Genomic DNA, 24,082 nt, shown 5'->3' on the forward strand with positions numbered 1-24,082 from the left:
AAAAAACCGATCAAATACATAAAAACATACTGTTTTACCTATTCATTGTTTTCACGTACTATGCATCTATTGAAAGAATTTGGATGCATTGGAGTAAAAACAGATGTTAGATCAAAACATTAAAACTCAATTAAAAGCTTACCTAGAACGTTTAGAAAGTCCAATCGAATTAGTTGCTGCTTTAGATGAATCAGATAAAGCTGCCCAAATTAAAGAATTAGTAACTGAAATCGCTGAGCTTTCTGACAAAGTGACTGCACGTTTTGACGGTAACAATACACGTCGTCCAAGCTTTGGTGTGGCTAAAGCAGGTGAACAGCCTCGTGTGTTCTTTGCAGGCTTACCAATGGGACATGAGTTTACATCTTTGATCTTGGCTCTGTTACAAGTGTCTGGCTATGCACCTAAAGTGTCGGATGAGATTTTAAATCAAATTAAAGGTTTAAACCTCAAAGCTAACTTTGATGTATTCGTATCACTTAGCTGTCATAACTGTCCGGACGTGGTACAGGCGCTTAACCTGATTGCCATTTATAACCCGAACACCACAGCAACCATGATTGATGGTGCTTTCTTCCAAGACGAAGTGGAACAACGCAAAATCATGGCTGTGCCAATGGTGTTCCAAGACAATGAACACATCGGTCAAGGTCGTATGACGCTTGAAGAGATTGTGGCAAAGCTTGACACCAACTCTGCTGAAAAAGACGCAGCAGCACTCAATGCCAAAGATGCGTTTGATGTATTGGTGATTGGCGGTGGACCTGCAGGTGCAACAGCAGCCATCTATGCAGCACGTAAAGGTATTAACACTGGTATCGTAGCTGAACGCTTCGGTGGTCAGGTTATGGATACCATGGATATTGAAAACTTCACTTCTGTGCAAAAGACTCAAGGTCCTAAGTTTGCTGCCGAGATGGAAGCACATGTTCGTGAATATGATGTTGATATCATGAATCTGCAACGTGTTAGCAAAATCACGGGTGCCAACCAAACTGCAAATGGTCTGGTTGAAGTTGAACTTGAAAACGGTGCAAAACTTGAATCGAAAACCGTGATCCTTTCTACAGGTGCACGTTGGAGAGAAATGAATGTACCGGGTGAAGCTGAATACCGTACCCGTGGTGTAGCGTACTGTCCGCACTGTGATGGTCCACTGTTCAAAGGTAAACGTGTTGCCGTGATTGGTGGTGGTAACTCAGGTGTTGAAGCGGCGATTGACCTTGCAGGTATTGTTGAGCATGTCACTCTGGTTGAGTTTGACACTAAACTTCGTGCAGACCAAGTGTTGCAAAACAAATTGCATAGCTTGCCAAACACCACAGTAATTATGAATGCCTTAAGCACAGAAGTATTGGGTGATGGTTCACAAGTGACTGGTCTTAAATATAAAGACCGTGCGACTGATGAAGAGCATGTGGTCGAGCTTGCAGGAATCTTTGTACAGATTGGTTTATTACCAAACACTGACTTCTTGAAAGAAAGTGAAGTTGAGTTAACTAATCGTGGCGAGATTATTGTCAATGGCCGCAATGAAACCAATGTGAAAGGTGTATTCGCTGCAGGTGACTGTACAACTGTGCCTTACAAACAAATCATTATTGCCACAGGTGAAGGCGCTAAAGCATCACTCTCTGCGTTTGATTACATCATCCGTTCTGGGCAGTAATATTTAGTCTCAAAACAAAAGAGCCAAAGGATCACCTTTGGCTCTTTTTTATTTTTTATGGTTTATACAAACCATGTTCAACTAAATGCTCTCGTAAAATACGACGTAGTTCTAGTACAGCTTGAGGTGTTAACTGAATAGAGTGTCCACCCGGAAGTACTTTCTCAGACTTTGCACCTTCTAAGTGAGCGCTCTTATAAGGAACAATACCATCGGTAATGACATTTGGATCATCGCTTTTAGTAATGTTACCCATAATTGAATGGAAGACTAAGCCTTGATGTGGATTAATATTTTCAGTGAGTTCCATAAACTTAGATTGATGGCTTAAGTCACTTGGTCCATTTTGAATCAGACCATTATCAATGTTATTCAAGAAATCTTTAACATCTAGGTTTTCAGTGGTTAGTGATGTCGCTACAGCAGATAAAAAAGCTCCCGGCAAACGAATAATTTTACGAGCAGCTAAAGTAAACCATCGATCTGCATAATCTGTACCTCTGTGAGGTGATGCTAAGAAAATTGCGCGATCAAAGTTAGCAATTGAATGCATTTGCAATCGTTCAGTCACCATAGGATGTTTTTTGAAGCGGTTCTGTTGACGTACAGTCATTAGCTTCAAAGCTGGTTGAGTAATATCACCATCACTGACCAGTAAACGGCTAATAATACCTCCCATACTATGTCCCACAAGCACGGCATCATGTGCAGCAGGATCACTTGGGTTTAACGAACCGAACGCTTGTTTTAATAGTGCATAAATTTGGAATCGACTTTCTAAGATTGGCATATTGGTCGAGTAGAAAACTTGCCAAACCTGATAGTTATCTCTTAAAACTGTATCGCCCATCACATCGTTAGTAAGAGCAATCCATGCCTCAGGGCTACTTGCTAAACCATGTACCAACACAATAATTTTTTTGTTTGGATTATAAGGTTCGAGCATATATAAATGCGGCATGGTTAAATGCTGATCACGATCAATCAGGCTTAAATAAGCGGCTACACCTAAGTTATTTTCAGCTAACCATAAACCATAAGGAGCCGAGAAGTTGGCAGCTAAAGGGTATTGCTTACCAGCGACATTAATATTATCTGTTCGATAAGGATCATAAACCCGGATTACAAATTCTGGATCATTAATAATTTCTTCAACAGTTTTGGCTTTTTTAGGTTCGGCAACAATAGTTGCTGCTAAATAACGTGCATGGTGAATATTCGGATTCACACCATTTTTATAGCTGTAATTGAGGGGGTCTAAAATGTATTCATTAATATCTTCTTTTTCTGAACTTGGGAAAACAGCCACAAATTCAGAACCGAAACCATCACGGCGGTTGATAGTTTTTAAACCAGAAAAGTTTAAGTTATAACTTGAAATTAATTTTTCTAACTTTTGACCAGTTAACTGTCTATGAAACTCAAAGTCAATTGAGTAGACACTCTTACCAATATGGATTTGTGGTTCTACCACATTTTTTTTAGGGTATCTTAGATCATAAATACTCACCATTTTAGCAATGGCTTGATTATAAAAGTCCCGTATTTGAACTTGCCTATTATCAAAAATACGATCGGTCGGCTGACGTTTTGTTGAAAATAAGTAGGCATAACTATAACGAATGCTCTTATCGAGTAAGCTCAATTGTTGGTCTAAGCAATCGTCATATTTGTTCTGAATAGCTTTTTGTTCATCAGAGGCTTTGTGCTTAGTGAACCGACTAATTTTACACTCGGAAGAATCTGATAAAGCCATCGCTTTTGCCAGATACATTTCACTCGCGGCAGATAAAAGCTGTTCATCTAAAATTTGTGGAAGATTTTTAAGCTGATTAACACAGGTATCAGGGGAATCTGTACAAGTTTTGGCTTCTTGTCCTGACATAGACGAAACGTTAAGACTTGCTTCACTCAATTTATCTTGGGTGAGAATACTATTACGTTCGTTTGCAATAGTGACGTTGAGGGCTTGTTGCTTAACATTTACCACCTGACATCCACTCAGAATTGAACCGAGGAGTATGACCGTGAAGAGCGCTGAGTTTCTTTTTCTAACAAACATTATGGTCAAATATGTGGATCAGTAATATGCAGATCATACAAATTTTAAAGTATTTTTCAATTGATCAAATATAAAAAAAGGGCTGTCAAATCAGCCCTTTTTAGTAAGTTTATACTCTTATTTTTTTGCTGGTGCAGTTGGAGTAGCTGGTGCCATAGCAGGGTTTGTTAAAACTTGCCATACATTCCAACGACCTTGTTTTTCAATTTCTTGAATCAAACGATCTGCAACTTCAGCTTCGTCAGGATATTTAACCTTGTAATTTTTTAGAGTCTGAATCGCGTTTTTCTTTTGTTCCATTGCAATATAGTTGTTTGCAGCAGCTAAATATGCTTCTTGAACATCACCTTTAATGGCTTTGTCTAAGTATGGAATAGCTTCACGTTGACCACCACCTTCAGACAAACCAAAACCAAACCAGAAATTAGTTTCTGGATCATCTGGGCTAATTTTTAAAAGTCTTTGTGCATATTCTAAAGATCTAGTGGTATGGGCAGTACCTAAATCAAGGTTACGAGCAAGTACACTTGCTTTAAATGCTCGAATTAAAATATCAAATGAAGCATTTGGATTAGCGGCTAAAGTATCTAAACGCTGAGTTACTTCTTTGAGTTTGCTCTCAAAACCTTTACGTTCTTGGCGATCAGTAAAGCGAGGCGGGGAGTGACGAGCTTTACCTTCAACAAGCTGTAAGAAGTCATCAATTTCAGTCACGTCAATTTCATTATCGCCAGCTAAAACTGCATACTTCATCGAACGTTGTGAATTATTGATGGTAGGTACAATCAGTTTATTTGTATCTAATGTAAGCGATTTAGTTGGATCGTCCTGACGAGTGACTACCATTTTAGTTACAGGCTGTGCTGCGGCATCTTTTAAAGCAACTTCAAACGCAGGTGGAGCATCATAATTAAATGGATTTAATGCATAAAATGGAGGAGTAAGCTCTGGTTCCTTGAAAACAAAAGGTTCGATTTTTTGTTCTTTTACAGGTGCCATTGTACACGCTGTTAAACTAGAAGTTGCAAGGATTAAATACGCCAATGGCTTAAAATTCATAGGATCTTCCGTTCATTTTAGTAAAGTCAGATTTGGTACAGCTAAGTCTAGGAAAAGCTAAACCCACATGCAAGGGTAAGCGTGTTACATTATGAATCAAGAATATTACGTTTTTGATGTCTTGTTTTGTGCACCGCATTCACGACGAACTTCTTCAAGAATTTTTAGCTCTTCATCACTAAAAGGCTGTTCATCTTGGCTTTCTTTTTTGAAAGTGGGGTCAAGTTCGGATAAGCGTTGGCACAAATTATTCATACGCGTTTCATTATGTTGAATACGGTCAAGTAAAACTCGCATTCCTTCTAAAATTGGGTCAGATTGATCAGCGGTAGTCGCATACGGAGCAAAACCGATACTTTGTGCATAATCACGGCGGCGCTCTTCATCTTTATCTTTAGTTTTGTCGGCATCTTTATAAATATAGCGAGCAGGGTTTCCAACTGCTGTTACACCAGCGGGTACCGCTTTTGTCACCACTGCATTTGAACCGACTTTAGCACCTTTACCAACTGTAAACGGTCCTAATATTTTCGCACCGGCACCTACAACTACACCATCTTCTAAGGTTGGATGGCGTTTGCCTTTATTCCATGTAGTACCACCTAGAGTAACACCGTGGTATAGCGTTACATCATCACCAATTTCAGCAGTTTCACCAATCACAACGCCCATACCATGATCGATAAAGAAGCGTTTGCCGATTTTAGCACCGGGATGAATTTCAATACCGGTTGCAAAACGGCTAAATGACGAAACAAAACGGGCAGTACCTTTGCAATCTTTTTTCCACAATTCGTGTGCAAGTCTATGCAAAAGTAAAGCGTGTATACCTGGGTAAGTGGTAAGTACTTCGAGTGTATTTCGTGCAGCAGGATCTCGCGCGAATACAGCCTGTATATCTTCTTTAAGCTGTTTAAGCATTGGATTGATCCTCCTTGTCCGATGATGCTTTTTTCCATTTGCCGCCTGTGAGGGCTTGAACACGACTAAAAATACCGCGAAGTAAATGATATTCCATACGATCTAATTGTATACGACCAAATAAACGACGCAAGCGTAAAGGTAATAAACGTGGATTTTCTGGATCTAAAAATTCAATTTCAGTGAGCATTTTTTCCAAATGAGGATAAAACTCTTCCATTTGCTGCTGAGTGACTAAAGGCTCATCCCACTGCATGCTTTGACCTTGAGCAAGTGGCATTTGCCCATCATCAGAAACTGATTCTTTTTGCTCTAATACCGACATGCGAAGTTCATAACATACGACTTGAATCGCTTGAGCAACGTTAAGTACACCATAGTTTGAGTTTACAGGAATAGTAAGGTGATAGTTTGCTAACGCCAATTCTTCATTGGTTAAACCGCGGTCTTCACGTCCAAAAACGATCGCAATCTGTTGACCTTGTGAAGCTGCCTTAATTGCTTCTTTTGAAGCAGGGCGCACGTCAAGCAAAGGCCATGGAATAGTACGACTTCGCGCACTCGTTCCAAAAACTAAATGACAGTCTTTAATGGCGTCTTCGAGTGTTTCAACAATTTCAACTTGTTCTAATAAATCTTGTGCACCAGCAGCAAGCGCCTGAATATCTGGATGTGGATAGGTTTTTGGTGAAACCAGAACTAACTTACTCAAGCCCATTGTTTTCATTGCGCGTAAAGCACTGCCAATATTAGCTGGTAAAGTGGTATTGACCATGACAATACGCACTTGTGCTAATTGTTGTGACACGGCGGTGTCGTCAAACAAACTCATAAGATTTCCAGAAATTACGAATATTGAGAAACTTCGCTTTGGTATGAATCCAACGCATCATCAATAGTCATGTCCACAGGAGGTGAGGCAACAGGTTGTGGACGAACAGGTTCTGCTGCTTTAGCTGCCTTAGATTTTACCTGATATTCAATATGAATATTATCTTTACCAAAGTAATCTCTTAGTTTGGCAAGTAGTTCATCTAAAGGTGCGACTTTCCACTGCGGCCCAAGCTGAAGCTCAGCTTGAGCATAGGGTTGGTCAATCTGTAAATGTATTGCAATATGCTGATGCATATCAACATTACAATAAGGCAATAAGATATTTTGTAGATCTTTTGCCAAACTTGGTTGCATTAAATCATTAGTTAATTTGATTTGAATACTATTGGCACGTTTTTGTCTGATTTCATTTAAGCTAAATGCTTTGTTCAGACGTCCCATTGGACGATCAAAGCCTTCACGCTCATAAATCTCGCCTTCAAAGACAACTACACGCTCAACTTGAATAATATCTTTAAAGCGCTGGAAACGTTCGTGGTTACAGCTGACTTCAATACGTGCCGTTCCGTCATCAAGTACGATAACAACACGGTTCGGGAAATTCGCTACGTCAAGGACGAGTCCTGCATAAACTGTCGTTACACCGCGGCGAGTTGCGGTAATTTCATTAAGTTTTGCAGGAATAAAGGCTTTGAGTTCTTGGCGGTACACATCAATTGGGTGACCTGTTAAATACAAACCAAGTGTATCTTTTTCGCCTTTAAGACGAACCTCATCACTCCATGGCTTAACAGGTTTAGCTGGTTTACGTTGAACTTCTTCAACTTCACCAAATAAATCCATAATACCGCTTTCACGGTTACTACGTGCCTGTTCAGCGGCTTGTACGGCTTCAGGCAATTGAGCCATTAAACTTGAACGTTCAATACCTAAACAATCAAGCGCACCAGCACGGATAAGTGCTTCTAAAGTTCGTTTATTGATTTTTTTCAAATCAATACGGTGGCAGAAGTCGAATAGGTCAGTATAAGGCCCTTGTTGACGACGTGAGTCAATAACAGACTGCATTGCCTGTTCACCAACACCTTTAATTGCACCTAAACCATAAACGATGGTTTTATCATCACTGGCATGGAAATGATAAGTTGACATGTTAACTGACGGAGGTAAGACCTCAAGTCCGTTATTTCGACAGTCATCAATCAAAAATACGACACTGTCAGTGTTCTGCATTTCCGATGACATTACCGCTGCCATAAATTCGGCAGGATAATGAGCTTTTAACCATGCTGTATGGTATGCAACAAGGGCATAAGCAGCTGCGTGAGATTTGTTGAAACCATAGCCTGCGAACTTTTCCATATAGTCAAAGATATGGTTGGCTGTGCTTTCGTCAATGCCTTTTTGTCCAGCACCTTCAAGGAAGATTTGGCGTTGTTTCACCATTTCTTCAGGTTTCTTTTTACCCATTGCACGGCGAAGTAAGTCAGCGCCACCGAGTGTATAACCCGCACAAATCTGTGCAGTTTGCATTACCTGTTCTTGGTAAACCATAATCCCGTAGGTTGGCTCTAATACGCCTTCCAGCAATGGATGAAGATATTCAAAATCTCCACCATGCATACGGTGAATAAAGTCAGGAATCAGGTCCATCGGGCCCGGACGATACAAAGACACGAACGCAATAATTTCTTCGAATTTACTTGGACGTGCTTCTTTAAGCATTCGCTTCATACCGACGGATTCAAACTGGAATACCGCGGTTGTATTTGCATCGGCAAAGACAGAGTAAGCTTTAGGGTCGTCAAGAGGGACGTGTGAAATGTTTAAAGGGTCATTGCCACGGTTTTTATTAATATTTTGAATTGCATCTTCAATAACCGTTAAGTTACGTAAGCCCAAGAAGTCGAATTTTACGAGACCTGCAGCTTCTACGTCATCTTTATCGTATTGAGCTACACGGTTCGTACCGTCTGCATCACAAAGTACTGCAGAGAAGTCAGTAATTTTACCTGGCGCAATAACAACACCACCGGCATGTTTACCTGTATTTCGAGTAATACCTTCTAATTTTAATGCCATTTCCCAAATTTCACTGGCATCATCATTATCTGGATTTGAAGGGTTGGTAACGATATCTTTAAGCTGAGGTTCCATCTCAATAGCGGTTGCTAAATCTACACCGAGTGGTTTAGTTGGAACCATTTTTGAAATACGGTCAGCTAGACCATAAGACTTACCTAAGACACGGGCAACGTCACGAATCGCACCTTTTGCAGCCATGGTACCGAAAGTTGCAATCTGAGAAACTGCTTCACGTCCATAAGTACGTGATACGTAGTCAATAACACGGTCACGACCTGCGATACAGAAATCGACGTCAAAGTCGGGCATCGATACACGTTCTGGGTTTAAGAAACGTTCAAAGAGCAAGTCATAACGAAGAGGGTCAAGGTCGGTAATTTTTAAGCTATATGCAACCAATGAACCAGCACCAGAACCACGGCCTGGCCCTACAGGGACGCCATTATTTTTGGCCCATTGAATGAAATCCATGACGATGAGGAAGTAGCCAGGGAATCCCATTTTAAGAATGATTCCGACTTCATAATCAATTCGCTCATCATATGGCTTACGAATTTCAGGCCAATCTTCACCACGTTTTTCAACTGGGTAGAGATAGTTTAAACGCTCTTCCAAACCCTCTTTTGATAAGTGTTCAAAATAGGTGTCGATGGTAAAACCATCAGGAATTGGATACTCAGGTAAGAAATAAGTGCCGAGTTTTAAGCTGACATTACAGCGTTTAGCAATATGATAGGTGTTTTCAATAGCACTCGGGATATCTGAAAACAGCTCAATCATTTCATCTGAAGTTTTGAAATGCTGTTCAGGACTATACAAACGTGGACGTCGGTCATCTGCTAAAACATAACCATCTGCAATACATACACGTGCTTCATGTGCTTCGAAATCTTCTTTTTCAACAAAGTGCACATCGTTGTGGGCAACTACCCCAATATTATATTTAGCTGCTAACTTGGCAGCTTCTTGAATAAAATCTTCTTCACCGGCACGATCAGTACGTGTTAAAGCAAGATAAACTCGATTGCCAAACTTTTCGATCCATTCTTCAAGTAAGGGTTCTGCTTTTTGCGGATTAGATGAGCAAAGCATTTGCCCAACATCACTATGTTGGCCAAGTAAAACAATAATATCTTGATGCTGCTCTAGAACCCATTCTTTTTGTACACAAGGAATACTGAGTTGCTGACCTTCAATAAAGCCACGCGAAACAATTTCAGTCAGTCCTTTCCATCCGATATCGCTCATTGCAAGCAAAGTTGCACGATGCTGGGCATCATTAAGACGGATTGTGCTACCCAAAATAGGCTTAATACCTTTCTTGAGGCAAGAGTTATAAAACTTTACAGCAGCATGAAGGTTAGATAAGTCGGTAAGTGCCAGCGCAGGCATTTCATCCTTTACAGCAGCCTTGACCAAGTCGGGTATGCGAACAATCGACTCTGTAATCGAAAATTCTGTGTAAATACCGAGATGAACAAACTGCATAAACCAATCCTTAATGCGACCGAAGCATAGTTTAACACGCAAAGTTCAAACGAAATGCTTAATATTTTGGCAACTGTTATGGATTTTAGTATTTAAACAGAATGTTGAGAACACGAAAGTAGAGGATTGATCAAAGATGTTGCGTCTTTTGAAGCAGGAGAAAAGAACCAGCCCAAACTGATTTGGGCTGGTTGAAAAATTTAGTACTGCCAGAACATGCGTTGAATTTCTTTAGCATCATTCGTCTTAGTAAGAGCTAAAGCTGCAAGAAGACGTGCTTTTTGTGGGTTTAAGTCATGAGCAGCTACCCAACCATATTTATCGTCAGGTTGTTCAGCATTACGTAATACGAAACCTTGTGGTACACGTGATGAACGGATAATTTGAATACCGTCTTTATCATGAAGTTTTTGTAAAGTTGGAACAATATAGTTCGCAACAGAACCGTTACCTGTACCTGCATGGATAATCGCTTTAGCGCCAGCTTTTGCATATGCTTCATAAGCGTCAGGAAGCATAGAGTCTGAACCGTAAACGATTTGTACGAGTGGAAGTGCATCACCTTTAATATTTTCAATATTAAATTCTGAAGCATTTGTAAAACGTTTAACAGACTGTCTGAACCAGTATGGTTTACCTTCAACTAATGTACCTAAAGCACCCCATTGGCTAACAAAAGCATTTGTATGAATGTTAATGCCTTTAGTTACATCACGTGCAGCAAAAATAGAGTCGTTCATGAGAACCATTACGCCTTTATTTTTTGCTTCATCAGAAGCTGCTAAAGCAACTGCGCTATAAAGGTTAAGTGGTCCATCTGCTGAAAGTGCAGTTGAAGGACGCATAGAACCAACAACAACAATTGGCTTGTCAGTGTGAACAACAAGATTTAAGAAAAATGCTGTTTCTTCTAAAGTATCTGTACCGTGAGTAATTACCACACCATTAACAGATGGCTTTTTAACAAGGTCGTTTACTTGACGAGCAATTTGTAATAATTCCTTGTCAGTAATACTTTCAGAAGCAACCTGTAATGCTTGAATACCACTCACATTTGCCAAATCTTTGATTTGTGGCACTGCATTGATTAAAGCATCAACTGGAACTTTTGCTGCTGTGTAAGTTGCACTATTTGCTGAGCTTGCACCAGCACCAGCGATTGTACCGCCAGTAGCAACGACAACAACGTTGTTTTTTGCGTAAAGAGGGAGAGAGCAGGCCAATAAGCCCATAGCTAAACCGAAAGATTTAACAGTTTTAGTCAACATCGAAAATATCCTTATGAAGTGACGAAGTAGAAGTTTGCTGAATACGCCTGCTTTTCCTAAGCAAAATACATACCATGTAAAACATATTCGCAACTTATTTGAATAAGAAGCATCCCTGAATATCATTTTGTTTCAACAACAATCATTTAGTCATTGCTCTTATTCAGCGCTAATAAATATCATGAAAAAAATAAAAAATCTATTAAGTTTTTCTAATTTATCTCTCTTTTTTCACTTTTTTATATAAAGATTACAAATGACTTTTTTATTATTATAAAAATAAAAAATAATAGGTGGTTTTAAAGTTTTATTTACCAGATGATAATTTTATATTGTTGATTTTTATTGTTATAGTTGAAATTATAAATAATATTAAAATTCATATAGTTAAACTCAATAATAATTTCAGTTATTTAATATAAATAATAAACAATAAATTGAATTAAAAAGTAAGCATTTGATCTATATTTTTAAAAATATAAATTTTGATTGTTTGGTTTTTATTCTTTTTTTAAGGTTTAAAATTAAGAAATTTAATAGGAACTAAAACCTATTATTGAGTTCATTATTTAATATAAAAATGTCGGTAAATTTTTATTGTTTAATTTTAGAATAAAAAAAGAGCAATTTTATTGGTCATATAAAATTGCTCTTTAGTTGGGAGAGTGGGAGAAAAGAGAAACTTAAGCGATCGTTTGTTCTTGTGTTGTTTTAATTAATACAGGTTCTGGCGACTCTTCAATATCAGCAACTTTGTCACCTTCAAGTTTTGCCACAACTGCGGTAGCAATACTATTACCAACCACATTTGTAGCGGTGCGGCCCATATCTAAGAATTGGTCAATTCCAAGCAATAACAAAATGCCAGCTTCAGGCAAATGGAACATCGTGAGTGTTGCTGAAATTACAACAATAGAAGCTCTCGAAACACCTGCAATACCTTTACTTGTTACCATAAGAGTTAACAAAATTAAGATTTGCTGGGTAAAGCTCAAATCAATGTGGTAAGCCTGAGCAATAAAGAGTACCGCAAAGGTGGTATACATCATTGAACCATCAAGATTAAATGAATAACCTAAAGGTAAAACGAAGCTCGTCACTTTTTTAGGCACACCGAACTTATTTAGGGCGTCCATAACTTTAGGATAAGCTGATTCACTAGAAGCTGTAGCAAAAGCAAGGGTTACAGGCTCACGAATTAACTTGCCTAAACGGAAGATATCTTTTTTCAGTACGATTGCACCCACCGAGAATAAAACAACCCAGAGTAATAAAAGCCCAAAGTAGAATTCTGCAATTAAAATTCCGTAGTCAACAATTAATCCTAAACCTTGTACTGTAATTGCAGAAGCAATTGCTGCAAAAACTGCTATAGGTGCAAATTTCATGACGTAATCAGTAATACGGAACATAATTTTACTGAGTTCATCTGTTAGACGAATAATAACGGAGTCTTTTTCTTTACCCTGATTGACATATGCGAGTGCTGAACCAAAGAAAATAGCAAAAACAAGCACTTGTAAAATATCATTGTTCGCCATGGCTTCTGCAATACTGCGTGGAAAAACATGGCTTAAAAATGACTGTAGTGTAAAGCCAGTAGTCGCTGGGAGAGAAGCGCTACTGAGTTCTTGAGCTGTTGGTAATACTAAATTTAATGCCGCGCCGGGTTGAAAAAAATTGACTAAACCCATACCGATTGCAAGCGATACAAATGACGCAGTAATAAACCAAGTCATTGACTTAAGCGTGATACTACCAATAGAAGTTGATTTACCCATAGATACAATGCCAGACACAATTGTGGCAAATACCAGTGGTGCAATAATCATTTTGATGAGACGTAAAAAGATATCTGTGACGATATTGAAATAAGAAGCGATTTGCTTCAGTTGCTCACCTTCATTAAAGAAGTGGTGACAGATCCAACCTGTCAATACTCCTAATAAAATAGCAACCACAATATACTTGAGCAATTTCTTTTGCTTCATATGAACCTCTATCCTTTGGGTTCAATCATCTTTTAGATGGGCTAGAGATGATTGAAAAGCTTTCCTTGTAAGTTCAGTTCGGTCCGTTAACTGATTTCATCTTCCTAAATCTGCATCAGTGTTAACCGAATCGAATATGGTGATGTTGTTATGGAAAGGGATTGTTGCTCGATTTTGAAGCAGTGTGAAATGCAAAAAAATATCAACTCATGCATTTTTTGCATAATAGCGAGAAGGGAAATACAGGAAAAATATAAGAATTTAATCGAATGGTAAAAAATATTATTTTCTTTTTAAGAAGAGACTAGAATGAATTTGTTTTATTAAAAACATATTTGAATCAACATACTAAGTTATTTTTCAAGTATGCTTAAAATGAAGTGGTTAAGTTTTTAACTACCTGCATAAATGGTATAAAAATAAAAAAGGCATCTAATTAAGATGCCTTTTTTAATTATGCATTTTTTAACGGCGATTTGCTAAGAAACGACCTAAGCGACCAATTGCTTCGCGTAATTCATTTTCTGCAGGTAAGAAAACAACCCGGAAATGATCTGGTGTTGGCCAGTTAAATCCCGTTCCTTGTACCAAAAGTACTTTTTCGGCACGAAGTAAATCTAACATTAGCTTTTCGTCGTCTTCGATTGGGTAAATATTAGGATCAAGTCGTGGGAAACAATACATTGCACCTTCTGGTTTTACACAGCTTACCCCAGGAATTTCATTTAACATTTCCCATGCGATATTGCGCTGTTCATATAGACGACCACCCGGGCGGATTAAGTCATTAATGGATTGATAGCCGCCAAGCGCAGTTTGAATTGCATATTGAGCTTGTACGTTTGCGCATAAACGCATAGAAGCTAACATATCTAAGCCTTCAATATAGTCTGCCGCACGACTTCTATCGCCTGTGATTGCCATCCAACCTGAGCGGAAACCAGCAATACGATAAGCTTTTGATAAACCATTGAACGAAATACATAACTGATCGCCAGCTAAAGAGGCAACCGAAACGTGCTCAATTCCGTCATAAACAATTTTGTCGTAAATTTCGTCAGCAAATAAAATTAAATCGTATTTCTTGGCAAGAGCCACAATTTGTTCAAGCACGTGGCGTGGATATACCGAGCCAGTTGGGTTGTTCGGGTTAATAATCACAATACCACGGGTATTTGAAGTAATTTTACTTTCAATATCGGCAATATCTGGATACCAACTATTTTCTTCATCACATTTATAGTGAATAGCAGTACCACTCGAAAGATTAACGGCTGCTGTCCAAAGCGGATAGTCCGGCATTGGAATTAGCATTTCATCGCCATCATCAAGTAGACCTTGCATAGCCATTACAATAAGTTCAGACACGCCGTTACCGATATACACGTCATTAACGTGCATATTTAAGATACCTTTTTGTTGGTAGTACTGGCAGATCGCTTTACGTGCAGGGAAGATACCTTTTGAGTCAACATAGCCAATTGCATTTGGTAGGTTTAAAGCAACGTCATTAATAATTTCTTGTGGTGCTTCAAAACCAAATGGAGCAGGGTTGCCGATATTTAGCTTAATGATTTTATGTCCTTGCTCTTCCATTTCATTGGCGGCTCGTAATACAGGTCCGCGAATGTCATAGCAAACATGCTCAAGCTTCGATGATTTCTTAATTTCCCGAGAAGTTGGCATGGATTGGAGAGTAGCAGTATTTTTAGACATAGCTGGGTTCACTTTTGCATATCGGTATAAATAACTTTTAAATGTTTTAACCGTTACCAAATTTAGATCATGTTGATCTTTTAGTAATTCAACAATTTTTTCATGGGTAAAACCCGATTGCTGATACTCTTTGATAACTGGTAATAGTTGCTGGAAAAGCACACTTTTTTTCTGAGACATGTTTTGTCCTATACAACCGTGCCAAACAAGAATAGCACCATCTTTGCTTCCTTGAAAGAAAATAAAGCATAAATATGCTTACTTTTGTTTTTGTAATTTGCTTACTTTTTGCTTTCTATTGCTTAGATGATTAAATTCCAACAAATTTTACGTTCAGAGACTAGTGTTTTTTTGATGAATGGCGTAAATATAAAATACGATTATCAATTTATGTTTACATCAGAATAAAAGGTGCATGTCATGGGAAAAGTTAATAAAACAGACCGGGAATGGCAAAGAGAGTTATCACCAGAAGAATATCGGATAACACGACAAAAGGGCACTGAACCAGCTTTTACGGGGCAATACTGGAATACTAAGCAGCACGGTACTTATGTTTGTCGTTGTTGTGGCGCGGAATTGTTCTCGTCAGATGCAAAATACGATAGCGGTTGCGGTTGGCCAAGCTTCTTTCGCCCAGTAAATGGAACTGTTATTGATGAACATGAAGATTTAACACATGGTATGGTCAGAACTGAAATTGTTTGTCATGATTGCGAAGCCCATCTTGGGCATGTTTTTGAAGATGGACCACAGCCGACAGGTTTACGCTACTGTGTGAACTCGGCATCATTACAACTTAAAACACAAGAAAAAAATGACGAGGAAACTTATCCATGAGTAACATTTATCAGTTTGAAGCTGAATTGTTAGAAGGTGATATTAAGCAATTTGCTGATTACAAAGGTAAAGTTTTATTAATTGTAAATACTGCCAGTAAATGTGGTTTTACTCCACAGTTTGCGGGCCTCGAAAAACTTTATGAAAAATATAAAGATCAAGGTTTGGAAGTTTTAGGTTTTCCCTGCAACCAGTTTGGTGGGCAAGATCCAGGAAATAATAAAGAAATCGGGGCTTTCTGCCAGCGAAATTATGGGGTGAAATTCCCTATGTTTGCGAAAGTCGATGTGAAAGGGCCTGAAGCTCATGTGATTTTTAGATATTTAACACGTGAAGCAAAAGGAATTTTGGGAAGTAGTAGTATTAAATGGAACTTTACCAAGTTTTTGGTTGGCAAAGATGGTTCAGTTTTAAATCGTTATGCACCTACAACTAAACCAGAGGCATTGGAAGCCGATATTGAAAAAGCATTAGCGAGTTAATGGGTTCAATGAACGCTATTCCTCAACCTTTCGAGTTTTGGCAAGATCGGCGAATGCCATATGTTGAAACTCGAAGGTCGTGTTTTAGCCGAACATGTTATAAGTCTCATAGCCATCCAACATTTTCAATTGGTGCTGTAGACGAAGGCAATAGTATTTTTAAAAGTTCTTTTAGCACTGCGCAAGAGATCTCCGCGGGTACTTTAGTTATTGTACCCGCCCATATTGAGCATTCTTGTAATCCTAAGCCAAATATGGCTTGGAGTTACCAAATGTTGCATTTAGATCTGACTTGGTTAAGCCAGTTATATTCAGAGTTTCAACAGCAAGGTTTTGATTTGCACCTGCCACAGCATAAGCCGATTATTATAAAAGATGAAACTTTATACAAAGCTTTTACTGAAATGAATAAGACACTTTTTGATACGCAAAAGCTAATTCTTGAAAAGGAACAGGCGCTTTTTGATTGTCTTATAGATTTATTATTGCCTCATTTTATTTTAGAAGAAATACAAAAACCGCAGTACTTATATAGAGATTTTCTAGATTTAGTTAATGTAATTACCTCTTCTGAGGATTTTATTTCTTTAGAGGTACTTGCCCAGCAGATTGGTCTGAGCCGTTATGCGATCATACGGTTATTTAAAGCAAATGTCGGTCTAACACCCCATGCTTTTCAAATAAATTTAAAAATTAATCAAGCTCGAGAACTCCTTAAACAGGGAATTTCACTCGCAGAGCTGGCCGTCAACTTAGGTTTTAGTGATCAAAGCCATTTTCATAAAGCTTTCAAAGCGCATACAGGTGTAACTCCTCGGCAGTTCCAGCTCGCAGCCGCGCAATAATTTACAAGAAATTGTTTAGCTCTATTTCTAAGATTTTCCAGACTGTTTTATAGATGAAGCCGTTATGGAAGTTTTTTTAGTTATTGCATTTACTCATTTTTTGGCACTGTTATCACCGGGTCCAGATTTCTTTTTAATTCTCACTAGTCTTTTGCAAAAAGGGCGCCGTTATACCTATGGTGTTGTTTTGGGCATTACTTTCGGAAATGCTTTAATTTTAGCTGCATGTTTATTTGGTTTTATGCTGCTTGGAGATTTGAGCAGTAGCATTCTTACATTATTGAAATGGCTTGGTGCAGCTTATTTAGTTTATTTGAGTGTTCTTTGCTTTAAGGCAGCCAGATCTAGTGTTTTATCTTTTTCATCTGAAGACAATAATTTAAGTGATCAAGCCAACCTTAAGAAAAACAAAATTAAAAGTTTAATGTTAGGTGTGCAGTCTAGTCTTCTAAATCCTAAAAATATTATGTTTTATAGCAGCTTGATGCTGCTTATACAATATAAGTTTAGCTTAATTCAAAAACTGCTCATGAGTGTATGGATGGTTGGAGTTGTTCTTGGTTGGAATATTCTGCTGATTGGATTACTTGCTCAGGGGCGGGTTTTAGACAAAATTAAGCGCTCTGCGACAGGTTTATACTATTGTTCTAGTATTGCTTTTATTATTTTTGCTGTGCTTTTGATTACCTATAAATAGTGTTATAGCCCAGTTGTACAACCTGAGTAAAAGGCTGTACAACTGCTAAGAAGAGACTTAAAGAACTGCTTTTAAACGCTTAACTACTTCTTCACATTGTGCTAAATCTGCTACTAAAGCCATACGTACATGGTTGGCTCCAGGGTTACCTTGTTCGGTATCACGAGATAGATAACGACCCGGTAGAACTTTAATGTGTGCTTTTTCCATGAGCATCTTGGCAAAAATTTCATCATTATCAACTTTTAGCCAATAGTAAAAACCAGCATCAGGTTTTTGTAATGGCAGTAAATGGCCTAGTTCAGATTGGAATAAGTCAAATTTTGCACGATATTGTTTACGGTTTTCTTCAACATGATCTTCATCATTCCATGCCGCAATTGATGCAAGTTGATGCTGAACAGGCATTGCTGCGCCGTGATAGGTACGGTATTGCAAATATGGCTTTAATAAAGCAGCATCACCCGCTACAAAACCTGAACGCATACCCGGTAAGTTTGAACGTTTTGAAAGTGAATGGAAGACGATACAGTTTTTGTAGTCATCACGTCCAAGTTCAGCGCAAACTTCTAATAAACCTGTAGGGGCCTGATCAAACCAAAGCTCTGAATAGCATTCATCAGAAGCAATAACGAAATTATATTGATCAGATAGGGCAATCAGCTTTTTAAATTGCTCTTTAGAAAGTACAGTACCTGTTGGGTTACCCGGTGTACATACAAAAAGAAGCGCTGTCTTTTCCCAAACTTCTGCTGGTACCGCGTCAAAGTCACCTAAATAACCATTTTCTTCTGTGCAATTAATGAAGTATGGCTTTGCACCTGCGAGTAAAGCAGCACCTTCATAAATTTGATAAAACGGGTTTGGCATCACCACATATGGTGCATCTTCACGGTTAATTAAAGCTTGAACAAAAGAGAAAATCCCTTCACGTGTACCAGATACTGGCAAAATGTGGTTTTCAGCACTAATACTATTAAGTTTAAAGCGCTTAGTTAACCAATCTGCAATGCTTTGGCGAAGCTCAGGTAAGCCTTTGCTGTTTGGATAAGTGGATAGATGATTAAAGTTATCAATAATAGCCTGTTTAACAAACTCTGGTGCTGGATGCTTAGGTTCACCAATTGATAGTGGAATCAAGGGAAGGTTAGCAGGAGTAGTGTCCTTAAAAAGTTGGTTTAACTTTTCAAATGGATATGGATGTAGTAACGACAAGCTAGAGTTCATTAAACAGTTACCAAGTAGTTGAGTTTCAGTGCTGACAAATTTGATTAGATGCTTCATCTAATGCAGCTTTCAGTTTTTCCGAGAAGAGTTTGACCTCTTCGTTATTCAGCGGTTTTCCATCTTTTTTGGTGACAAAGAAAATATCTTCGGCACGTTCACCTAAAGTTGCGATTCGGGCTGAATGGATGTCTAAACCTTGCATCATAAATAAACCACCTACACGTGCAAGTAGGCCAGGATGGTCAAGTGTTGAAATTTCGACCATGTTTTGCTGTAGAGCTTCATTCAATGTAACGTCGACTGTATTTTCGATATCGAAGTGACGTAATTGACGTGGAATACGGCGTTGCATTAGCCCCGGGTATTGGTCTGGTTGGCTAAGTGCCTTCACTAATGCATTTTTAACAGTTTCTTCGCGTTCTGGGTCGGTAAGTAATGTACCGAAACGATCGAGTACAACATAAGTGTCTAAGCTAAATGCTGTACTTGCCGTGATAATTTTTGCGTCCTGAACATCTAGGTTCATTCGATCTAAAACAGCAACAGTGGTGGCAAACAGGTTAGGTTGATCGCGTGTATAAATAAAGATTTGCACAGCATCTTGAGCTGCTTTACGGTGAGCACGCAACAGAACTAATGGCTCCGGATTATCGCCGTGTTTTAAAATTGCTTGTGTGTGCCATGCAATTTCGTCTGCTGACTCTTTAATGAAGTATTCATCACCAAGTTCTTGCCATACTTTTTCGACATCAGCCAATGCAAAGTTATTTACAAGTAATTCACTTGCTGCAAATTTGGTGTCTTCAATCAGCATTTGATAGTCAACAGGACGACCTAAACCAGTACGGATTACATCACGGGCATGGGTATAAAGCTGACGCATAAGTGATGCGCGCCATGTATTCCAAAGTTTTGGATTTGTCGCATTAATATCGGCAACCGTCAAAGTATAGAGATAATCGAGATGCTCCATATCGCCAAGTTTTTCTGCAAAATCTTTCACGACATCCGGATCAGAAATATCTTTTTTCTGAGCTGTGAGTGACATGAGTAAATGGTTTTGAATCAGCCATGCAATTAATTTGCATTCACGCTCTGTAAAGCCATGTGCACGTCCAAACTCGATTGCATCTTCTGCACCAAGTTCACTATGGTCACCACCACGGCCTTTTGCAATGTCATGGAATAATGCAGCAATAAAGACAATATCTTGACGGGCAAGACGTTGGAAAACTGAGCTTACCACAGGGAACTCTTTGGCAAATTCAGGTTCTCTAAAACGATTTAAATTACGTAGTAGTAATAAGGTGTGAGCATCGACCGTATAGATATGGAATAGGTCATATTGCATAAGACCCATAATTTGCCCAAAAGCAGGAATATAGTTTCCTAAAACACCATAACGTTTCATCGCAACTAAGGTATCGTATAGACGATACGGTGAGCGAATAATCGACATAAACAGTGCTTGGTTTTCTGGGTTATTACGGTAACTTTGGTTAATTCTTTTTGCTGCAAGAATAAGTAAGCGCAAAGTTCGAGCACGAATACCTTCGATATCTGGTCGATTCGCTAAAATATAGAACAACTCTAAAATCGCACTTGGATGTTCTGCAAATATTTTATGATGCTGTACGGCAAGTTTATTATCGACAATTTTAAAATGATCGTTAACAACTTCAATTTTGCGTTCATAGTTGGGGAGTCGAGGGGTAATTACCGATTCGCTAAAATATGCCAGCAGCATTTCATTCAGTGTTGAAACCTGTTGTGCCGTACGATAGTAACGTTTCATGAACTGCTCAACGCCATAATTTACAGGTTGGCCTTCTTGGCGCACATATCCAAATTTAGCGGCAATTTCCCTTTGGTGATCGAAAAGCAAACGGTTTTCATCACGTTTGGCTAAACGGTGTAAGTGGTGACGGATTTCCCAAAGAAAACTTTCTGCTTCTTCTAAAACACCCAATTCAAATTCTGAAATAAAGCCTAAATGTACTAAGTCATAAATACGGTTTACACGGAAGTGGCGTTTAGCAATCCAACCAATCTGGTTAATATCACGAATACCACCTGGTGCATTTTTAATGTCAGGTTCTAAATTACTTTCAGTATTGTTGTGTTGGTGGTAGCGCTTGGCTTGTTCTGCCATTTTTGCGTCATAAAAGGTTTTATCTGTCCATGTTTGTGAAACAATGCGGCGAGGCCATCTTGCAAGTTGAGTATTACCTGTTATTAAACGCGCTTCAATTAAAGTGGTTGCAACCGTTAAATCGGTAGCGGCTTGTTCAACACAGCTTTGAATGGTACGAACGCTAATGCCGGGTTTAAAGTTTCCAACGTCCCATAATGAAGAAATAAAAGTAGAGATGCGTTTTTCATTTTCTTCGTTAATTTCATGTTCCGATAGGATCATGATATCGACGTCGGAATAGGGCAACATTTCACGGCGCCCATAACCACCTACAGCAAAAAGGCCTAGTTCTGTCTGATCGAGTTCAGCATGTTTCCATAAAAAGATCAGTGCTTCGTCAACTAGATCTGAACGGGCTTTAATAATTTCACGAATAGATTGCCCATTTTCATATGAATCTTGCAACTGTTTTTCTACATCCGTTCGCCACTGATTAATGGCTTTAATATCATGATGACTTGAGACATAGTTCAACAATGGCGATGTATTGATCATGAAAATGGGTCTACCAATAAGTAAAAATTAAGAGTTTGTTTGAACGCTTACTTGATCAGCGGTTTCTTTCGCTAAAGTACGGGCAATATCAGTATTTTCAGCACGAGCCGTTGCCACACCCATACGGCGACGCTTGAAACCTTCAGGTTTGCCAAATAAACGTAAGTCAGTATCTGGGTGAGCTAAGGCTACATTCAGATTGCTATAACTTAAATTATTAGCATCGACTCCAGCATAAATTACGGCACTTGCGGCCACACTGTGACGTGCTGTATTTACAGGTAAACCTAAAATGGCGCGTGCATGTAATTCAAATTCACTTTGATACTGGGACGCTAAAGTTACAAGTCCTGTGTCGTGTGGACGAGGCGAAACTTCACTGAACCAAACTTTATCACCCTTGATAAACAGTTCTACACCAAAAATACCACAGCCACCAAGAGCTGTTGTCACTTTATTTGCAATACGTTTTGCTTCTTCAAGTGCAGCAGGTGTCATTGGTTGAGGTTGCCAGCTTTCTACATAGTCGCCTGCATCTTGGCGGTGACCAATTGGGTCACAGTAGTGAGTTTCAATTTCACCAGTTTCAGGGTTTTTAGCACGAACGGTAAGTAAGGTAATTTCAAAATCAAAATCAATTTGAGATTCAATAATGACAGTGCCTTGGTTAACACGACCACCTTGCATTGCATATTCCCAAGCCGCGTCGACTTCATCGAAACTTTTTACGCGAGACTGACCTTTACCTGAAGATGACATGACTGGTTTTACAAAGTTCGGATAACCAATATCATCACAAGCTGCGCGGAAACTTTCTAAAGAGTCAGCAAAACGATAAGCAGAAGTAGGTAAACCAAGCTCTTCAGCAGCAAGTCGGCGAATACCTTCACGGTTCATGGTGAGGTTTACAGCTTTAGCAGAAGGAATGACAGTTGCTGTTTGGTTAGCTTCAATCTCAAGTAAAACTTCTGTCGCAATCGCTTCAATTTCTGGAACAATTAAATTCGGTTTAACTTTTTCAATGAGCTGTTTTAATTGAGTAGGGTCAGCCATGTTTAACACATAAGAAAAATGTGCAACTTGCATAGCTGGTGCGTGATCATAACGGTCGGCTGCATGTACTTCTACACCAAGGCGTTGTAGGGAAATTACAACTTCTTTGCCAAGCTCTCCTGAACCTAACAATAAAACTTTAAATGCAGAAGATTGAAGTGGGGTACCGAGTGTCACGCTCATGCGAATCATCCTGACAAAATTATTTTTTTAAGCATAGCAGAACTTATGGTGGAGTTAAGCCTTATAACGCATAAAAAGATGAATTTTGTCAGACAATGAGGTAAGTCGTTTTTAAACGTTAACTTGATAATTTAAATGTAATTCATCTGCGTTTTGACCACGGATACCCCAATTTTCTTTAGGGGTTTCGAAAATTGTGATTTCAATGTCTTGAGGATTAATTCGGCAATACTGTTGAATATTACGAAATAAGGTTTGGATTGATCTTTTCTTGGCTTCGGTGCTTCGGCCAGTAAACATTGAAAGTTCAATAATAACGTAGTGCTGGCTTCGATCTGAAGGATAGATAAAGTTTTCTGGTTTAAGGCTAATAAACCTTTGAAATCTTTTCTCGATTGGGTATTTCAACTCTTCAATGAGCGCTTGATGAATCGCATGAGAAAGCATTTCTCGATATTGCATGATGGTTTGTTCATTTGCATAAATTTTAACTTGTGACATTTTTATCTCTAATCGCTAGATGGTGTTATCTTTTAATAAATTTCAAAAATGAGTTTTTCATGCTAGAAGTCATTATTCTTAATCACTTCTAGCATTTATATATTATATAAGGTTGATAAGTTTATCTATTTATAAAGGTAAATAAGTATAGATAAGGCCATAAACGAGTGCAGCAGTTAACGTCGCAGGAACAATTTTCTTAAATTTAAAATAAAGACCTGCTAAAACCAGAAAGCCGATGAGCATTGCTAAACTTTTATCTGGATTTTTAAGAAGTGGTGGCAGGGTGGCAACCACAAGCATTGCACTAATTGCAGATATACCAATACTTCCTAAAGCAATTTTTATCCAGACAGCCCCACGTTTTTGATGAGTACCTTGTAGTTTCTGTATAACAAAAAATGGTCCGAAGCGGGAAGCAAAATTAGCAATACCCACAATAATACCGACCAAAATAATTTCTAAGTTCATA

Annotated in this window: 18 protein-coding genes; 5 read left to right on the forward strand and 13 right to left on the reverse strand. The window is 38.6% G+C overall.

All coding sequences use genetic code 11. The features are described from left to right. Positions 1-103: 103 nt before the first annotated feature. The gene (gene ahpF / locus J678_RS20380) at positions 104-1,669 is read left to right on the forward strand and encodes an alkyl hydroperoxide reductase subunit F (protein ID WP_017392905.1); all 1,566 of its coding nucleotides are present in this window, start codon (positions 104-106) and stop codon (positions 1,667-1,669) included. Positions 1,670-1,724: 55 nt separating this feature from the next. Here ahpF and J678_RS20385 read toward each other — a convergent pair whose 3' ends face one another. From J678_RS20385 to J678_RS20420, 8 genes are all read right to left on the reverse strand, one after another. Continuing rightward, positions 1,725-3,731 (reverse strand): esterase/lipase family protein, encoded by a 2,007-nt coding sequence (locus tag J678_RS20385; protein ID WP_031956330.1) that lies wholly within the window; start codon positions 3,729-3,731, stop codon positions 1,725-1,727. Between the two features lie 117 nt (positions 3,732-3,848). Beyond that, a complete protein-coding gene (locus J678_RS20390) occupies positions 3,849-4,790 on the reverse strand; it encodes an ABUW_2363 family tetratricopeptide repeat lipoprotein (protein ID WP_032027476.1) in 942 nt (313 codons plus the stop codon). Positions 4,791-4,895: 105 nt separating this feature from the next. Continuing rightward, complete coding sequence (gene cysE / locus J678_RS20395; protein WP_000917698.1) at positions 4,896-5,711, reverse strand: serine O-acetyltransferase; 816 nt, start codon at positions 5,709-5,711, stop codon at positions 4,896-4,898. Beyond that, positions 5,704-6,543, reverse strand: a complete 840-nt coding sequence (locus J678_RS20400) for an RNA methyltransferase (protein ID WP_017392903.1) — start codon at positions 6,541-6,543, stop codon at positions 5,704-5,706. The genes cysE and J678_RS20400 overlap by 8 nt, the downstream gene beginning before the upstream one ends. A gap of 14 nt (positions 6,544-6,557) precedes the next feature. After that, positions 6,558-10,118, reverse strand: coding sequence for a DNA polymerase III subunit alpha (dnaE, locus tag J678_RS20405; RefSeq protein ID WP_017392902.1), 3,561 nt, complete (start codon positions 10,116-10,118; stop codon positions 6,558-6,560). 200 nt (positions 10,119-10,318) lie between these two features. Beyond that, positions 10,319-11,386, reverse strand: coding sequence for a type II asparaginase (locus tag J678_RS20410; protein WP_002050061.1), 1,068 nt, complete (start codon positions 11,384-11,386; stop codon positions 10,319-10,321). A 683-nt stretch (positions 11,387-12,069) separates the two neighbouring features. Continuing rightward, on the reverse strand, positions 12,070-13,377 hold the full coding sequence (locus J678_RS20415) for a dicarboxylate/amino acid:cation symporter (RefSeq protein ID WP_002049955.1): 1,308 nt from the start codon (positions 13,375-13,377) through the stop codon (positions 12,070-12,072). Positions 13,378-13,842: 465 nt separating this feature from the next. Next, positions 13,843-15,273: a pyridoxal phosphate-dependent aminotransferase gene (locus tag J678_RS20420; protein WP_017392901.1), complete on the reverse strand. Its 1,431-nt coding sequence runs from the start codon at positions 15,271-15,273 to the stop codon at positions 13,843-13,845. Positions 15,274-15,513: 240 nt separating this feature from the next. On the opposite strand from J678_RS20420, the gene msrB reads away from it, so the two are divergent. The 4 genes from msrB to J678_RS20440 all read left to right on the forward strand — a co-directional run bounded on the left by msrB (position 15,514) and on the right by J678_RS20440 (position 17,957). After that, positions 15,514-15,933, forward strand: coding sequence for a peptide-methionine (R)-S-oxide reductase MsrB (msrB, locus tag J678_RS20425; RefSeq protein WP_002050224.1), 420 nt, complete (start codon positions 15,514-15,516; stop codon positions 15,931-15,933). Continuing rightward, the gene (locus tag J678_RS20430; protein ID WP_017392900.1) at positions 15,930-16,415 is read left to right on the forward strand and encodes a glutathione peroxidase; all 486 of its coding nucleotides are present in this window, start codon (positions 15,930-15,932) and stop codon (positions 16,413-16,415) included. Before msrB ends, J678_RS20430 begins: the two co-directional genes overlap by 4 nt. Further along, on the forward strand, positions 16,415-17,260 hold the full coding sequence (locus tag J678_RS20435) for an AraC family transcriptional regulator (protein WP_017392899.1): 846 nt from the start codon (positions 16,415-16,417) through the stop codon (positions 17,258-17,260). The genes J678_RS20430 and J678_RS20435 overlap by 1 nt, the downstream gene beginning before the upstream one ends. A 64-nt stretch (positions 17,261-17,324) precedes the next feature. Further along, positions 17,325-17,957: a LysE family translocator gene (locus J678_RS20440; protein ID WP_004709240.1), complete on the forward strand. Its 633-nt coding sequence runs from the start codon at positions 17,325-17,327 to the stop codon at positions 17,955-17,957. A gap of 57 nt (positions 17,958-18,014) precedes the next feature. On the opposite strand, the gene dapC is transcribed toward J678_RS20440, so the two are convergent. The 5 genes from dapC to ygaH all read right to left on the reverse strand — a co-directional run bounded on the left by dapC (position 18,015) and on the right by ygaH (position 24,081). Next, the gene (dapC, locus tag J678_RS20445) at positions 18,015-19,184 is read right to left on the reverse strand and encodes a succinyldiaminopimelate transaminase (RefSeq protein ID WP_025466106.1); all 1,170 of its coding nucleotides are present in this window, start codon (positions 19,182-19,184) and stop codon (positions 18,015-18,017) included. A 25-nt stretch (positions 19,185-19,209) separates the two neighbouring features. After that, the gene (glnD, locus tag J678_RS20450; RefSeq protein WP_004709237.1) at positions 19,210-21,873 is read right to left on the reverse strand and encodes a [protein-PII] uridylyltransferase; all 2,664 of its coding nucleotides are present in this window, start codon (positions 21,871-21,873) and stop codon (positions 19,210-19,212) included. 27 nt (positions 21,874-21,900) lie between these two features. Continuing rightward, positions 21,901-23,118, reverse strand: coding sequence for a formate-dependent phosphoribosylglycinamide formyltransferase (gene purT / locus J678_RS20455; protein WP_079377083.1), 1,218 nt, complete (start codon positions 23,116-23,118; stop codon positions 21,901-21,903). Between the two features lie 102 nt (positions 23,119-23,220). Continuing rightward, positions 23,221-23,610 (reverse strand): tautomerase family protein, encoded by a 390-nt coding sequence (locus tag J678_RS20460; RefSeq protein WP_017392897.1) that lies wholly within the window; start codon positions 23,608-23,610, stop codon positions 23,221-23,223. 129 nt (positions 23,611-23,739) lie between these two features. Further along, positions 23,740-24,081, reverse strand: a complete 342-nt coding sequence (ygaH, locus tag J678_RS20465; protein ID WP_004709233.1) for an L-valine transporter subunit YgaH — start codon at positions 24,079-24,081, stop codon at positions 23,740-23,742. Between the last annotated feature and the right edge of the window lies 1 nt (position 24,082).

Origin of the sequence: Acinetobacter sp. 1424608 (assembly GCF_000588255.1) — a bacterium.
GTDB classification, from domain to species: Bacteria; Pseudomonadota; Gammaproteobacteria; order Pseudomonadales; family Moraxellaceae; genus Acinetobacter; species Acinetobacter nosocomialis.

What these genes read in the sequence shown, in the direction of transcription:
- ahpF (WP_017392905.1), top strand. Translation starts at nt 104, where the DNA reads ATGTTAGATCAAAACATTAAAACTCAATTAAAAGCTTACCTAGAACGT.
- J678_RS20385 (WP_031956330.1), bottom strand. Translation starts at nt 3,731, where the DNA reads ATGTTTGTTAGAAAAAGAAACTCAGCGCTCTTCACGGTCATACTCCTC.
- J678_RS20390 (WP_032027476.1), bottom strand. Translation starts at nt 4,790, where the DNA reads ATGAATTTTAAGCCATTGGCGTATTTAATCCTTGCAACTTCTAGTTTA.
- cysE (WP_000917698.1), bottom strand. Translation starts at nt 5,711, where the DNA reads ATGCTTAAACAGCTTAAAGAAGATATACAGGCTGTATTCGCGCGAGAT.
- J678_RS20400 (WP_017392903.1), bottom strand. Translation starts at nt 6,543, where the DNA reads ATGAGTTTGTTTGACGACACCGCCGTGTCACAACAATTAGCACAAGTG.
- dnaE (WP_017392902.1), bottom strand. Translation starts at nt 10,118, where the DNA reads ATGCAGTTTGTTCATCTCGGTATTTACACAGAATTTTCGATTACAGAG.
- J678_RS20410 (WP_002050061.1), bottom strand. Translation starts at nt 11,386, where the DNA reads ATGTTGACTAAAACTGTTAAATCTTTCGGTTTAGCTATGGGCTTATTG.
- J678_RS20415 (WP_002049955.1), bottom strand. Translation starts at nt 13,377, where the DNA reads ATGAAGCAAAAGAAATTGCTCAAGTATATTGTGGTTGCTATTTTATTA.
- J678_RS20420 (WP_017392901.1), bottom strand. Translation starts at nt 15,273, where the DNA reads ATGTCTCAGAAAAAAAGTGTGCTTTTCCAGCAACTATTACCAGTTATC.
- msrB (WP_002050224.1), top strand. Translation starts at nt 15,514, where the DNA reads ATGGGAAAAGTTAATAAAACAGACCGGGAATGGCAAAGAGAGTTATCA.
- J678_RS20430 (WP_017392900.1), top strand. Translation starts at nt 15,930, where the DNA reads ATGAGTAACATTTATCAGTTTGAAGCTGAATTGTTAGAAGGTGATATT.
- J678_RS20435 (WP_017392899.1), top strand. Translation starts at nt 16,415, where the DNA reads ATGGGTTCAATGAACGCTATTCCTCAACCTTTCGAGTTTTGGCAAGAT.
- J678_RS20440 (WP_004709240.1), top strand. Translation starts at nt 17,325, where the DNA reads ATGGAAGTTTTTTTAGTTATTGCATTTACTCATTTTTTGGCACTGTTA.
- dapC (WP_025466106.1), bottom strand. Translation starts at nt 19,184, where the DNA reads ATGAACTCTAGCTTGTCGTTACTACATCCATATCCATTTGAAAAGTTA.
- glnD (WP_004709237.1), bottom strand. Translation starts at nt 21,873, where the DNA reads ATGATCAATACATCGCCATTGTTGAACTATGTCTCAAGTCATCATGAT.
- purT (WP_079377083.1), bottom strand. Translation starts at nt 23,118, where the DNA reads ATGATTCGCATGAGCGTGACACTCGGTACCCCACTTCAATCTTCTGCA.
- J678_RS20460 (WP_017392897.1), bottom strand. Translation starts at nt 23,610, where the DNA reads ATGTCACAAGTTAAAATTTATGCAAATGAACAAACCATCATGCAATAT.
- ygaH (WP_004709233.1), bottom strand. Translation starts at nt 24,081, where the DNA reads ATGAACTTAGAAATTATTTTGGTCGGTATTATTGTGGGTATTGCTAAT.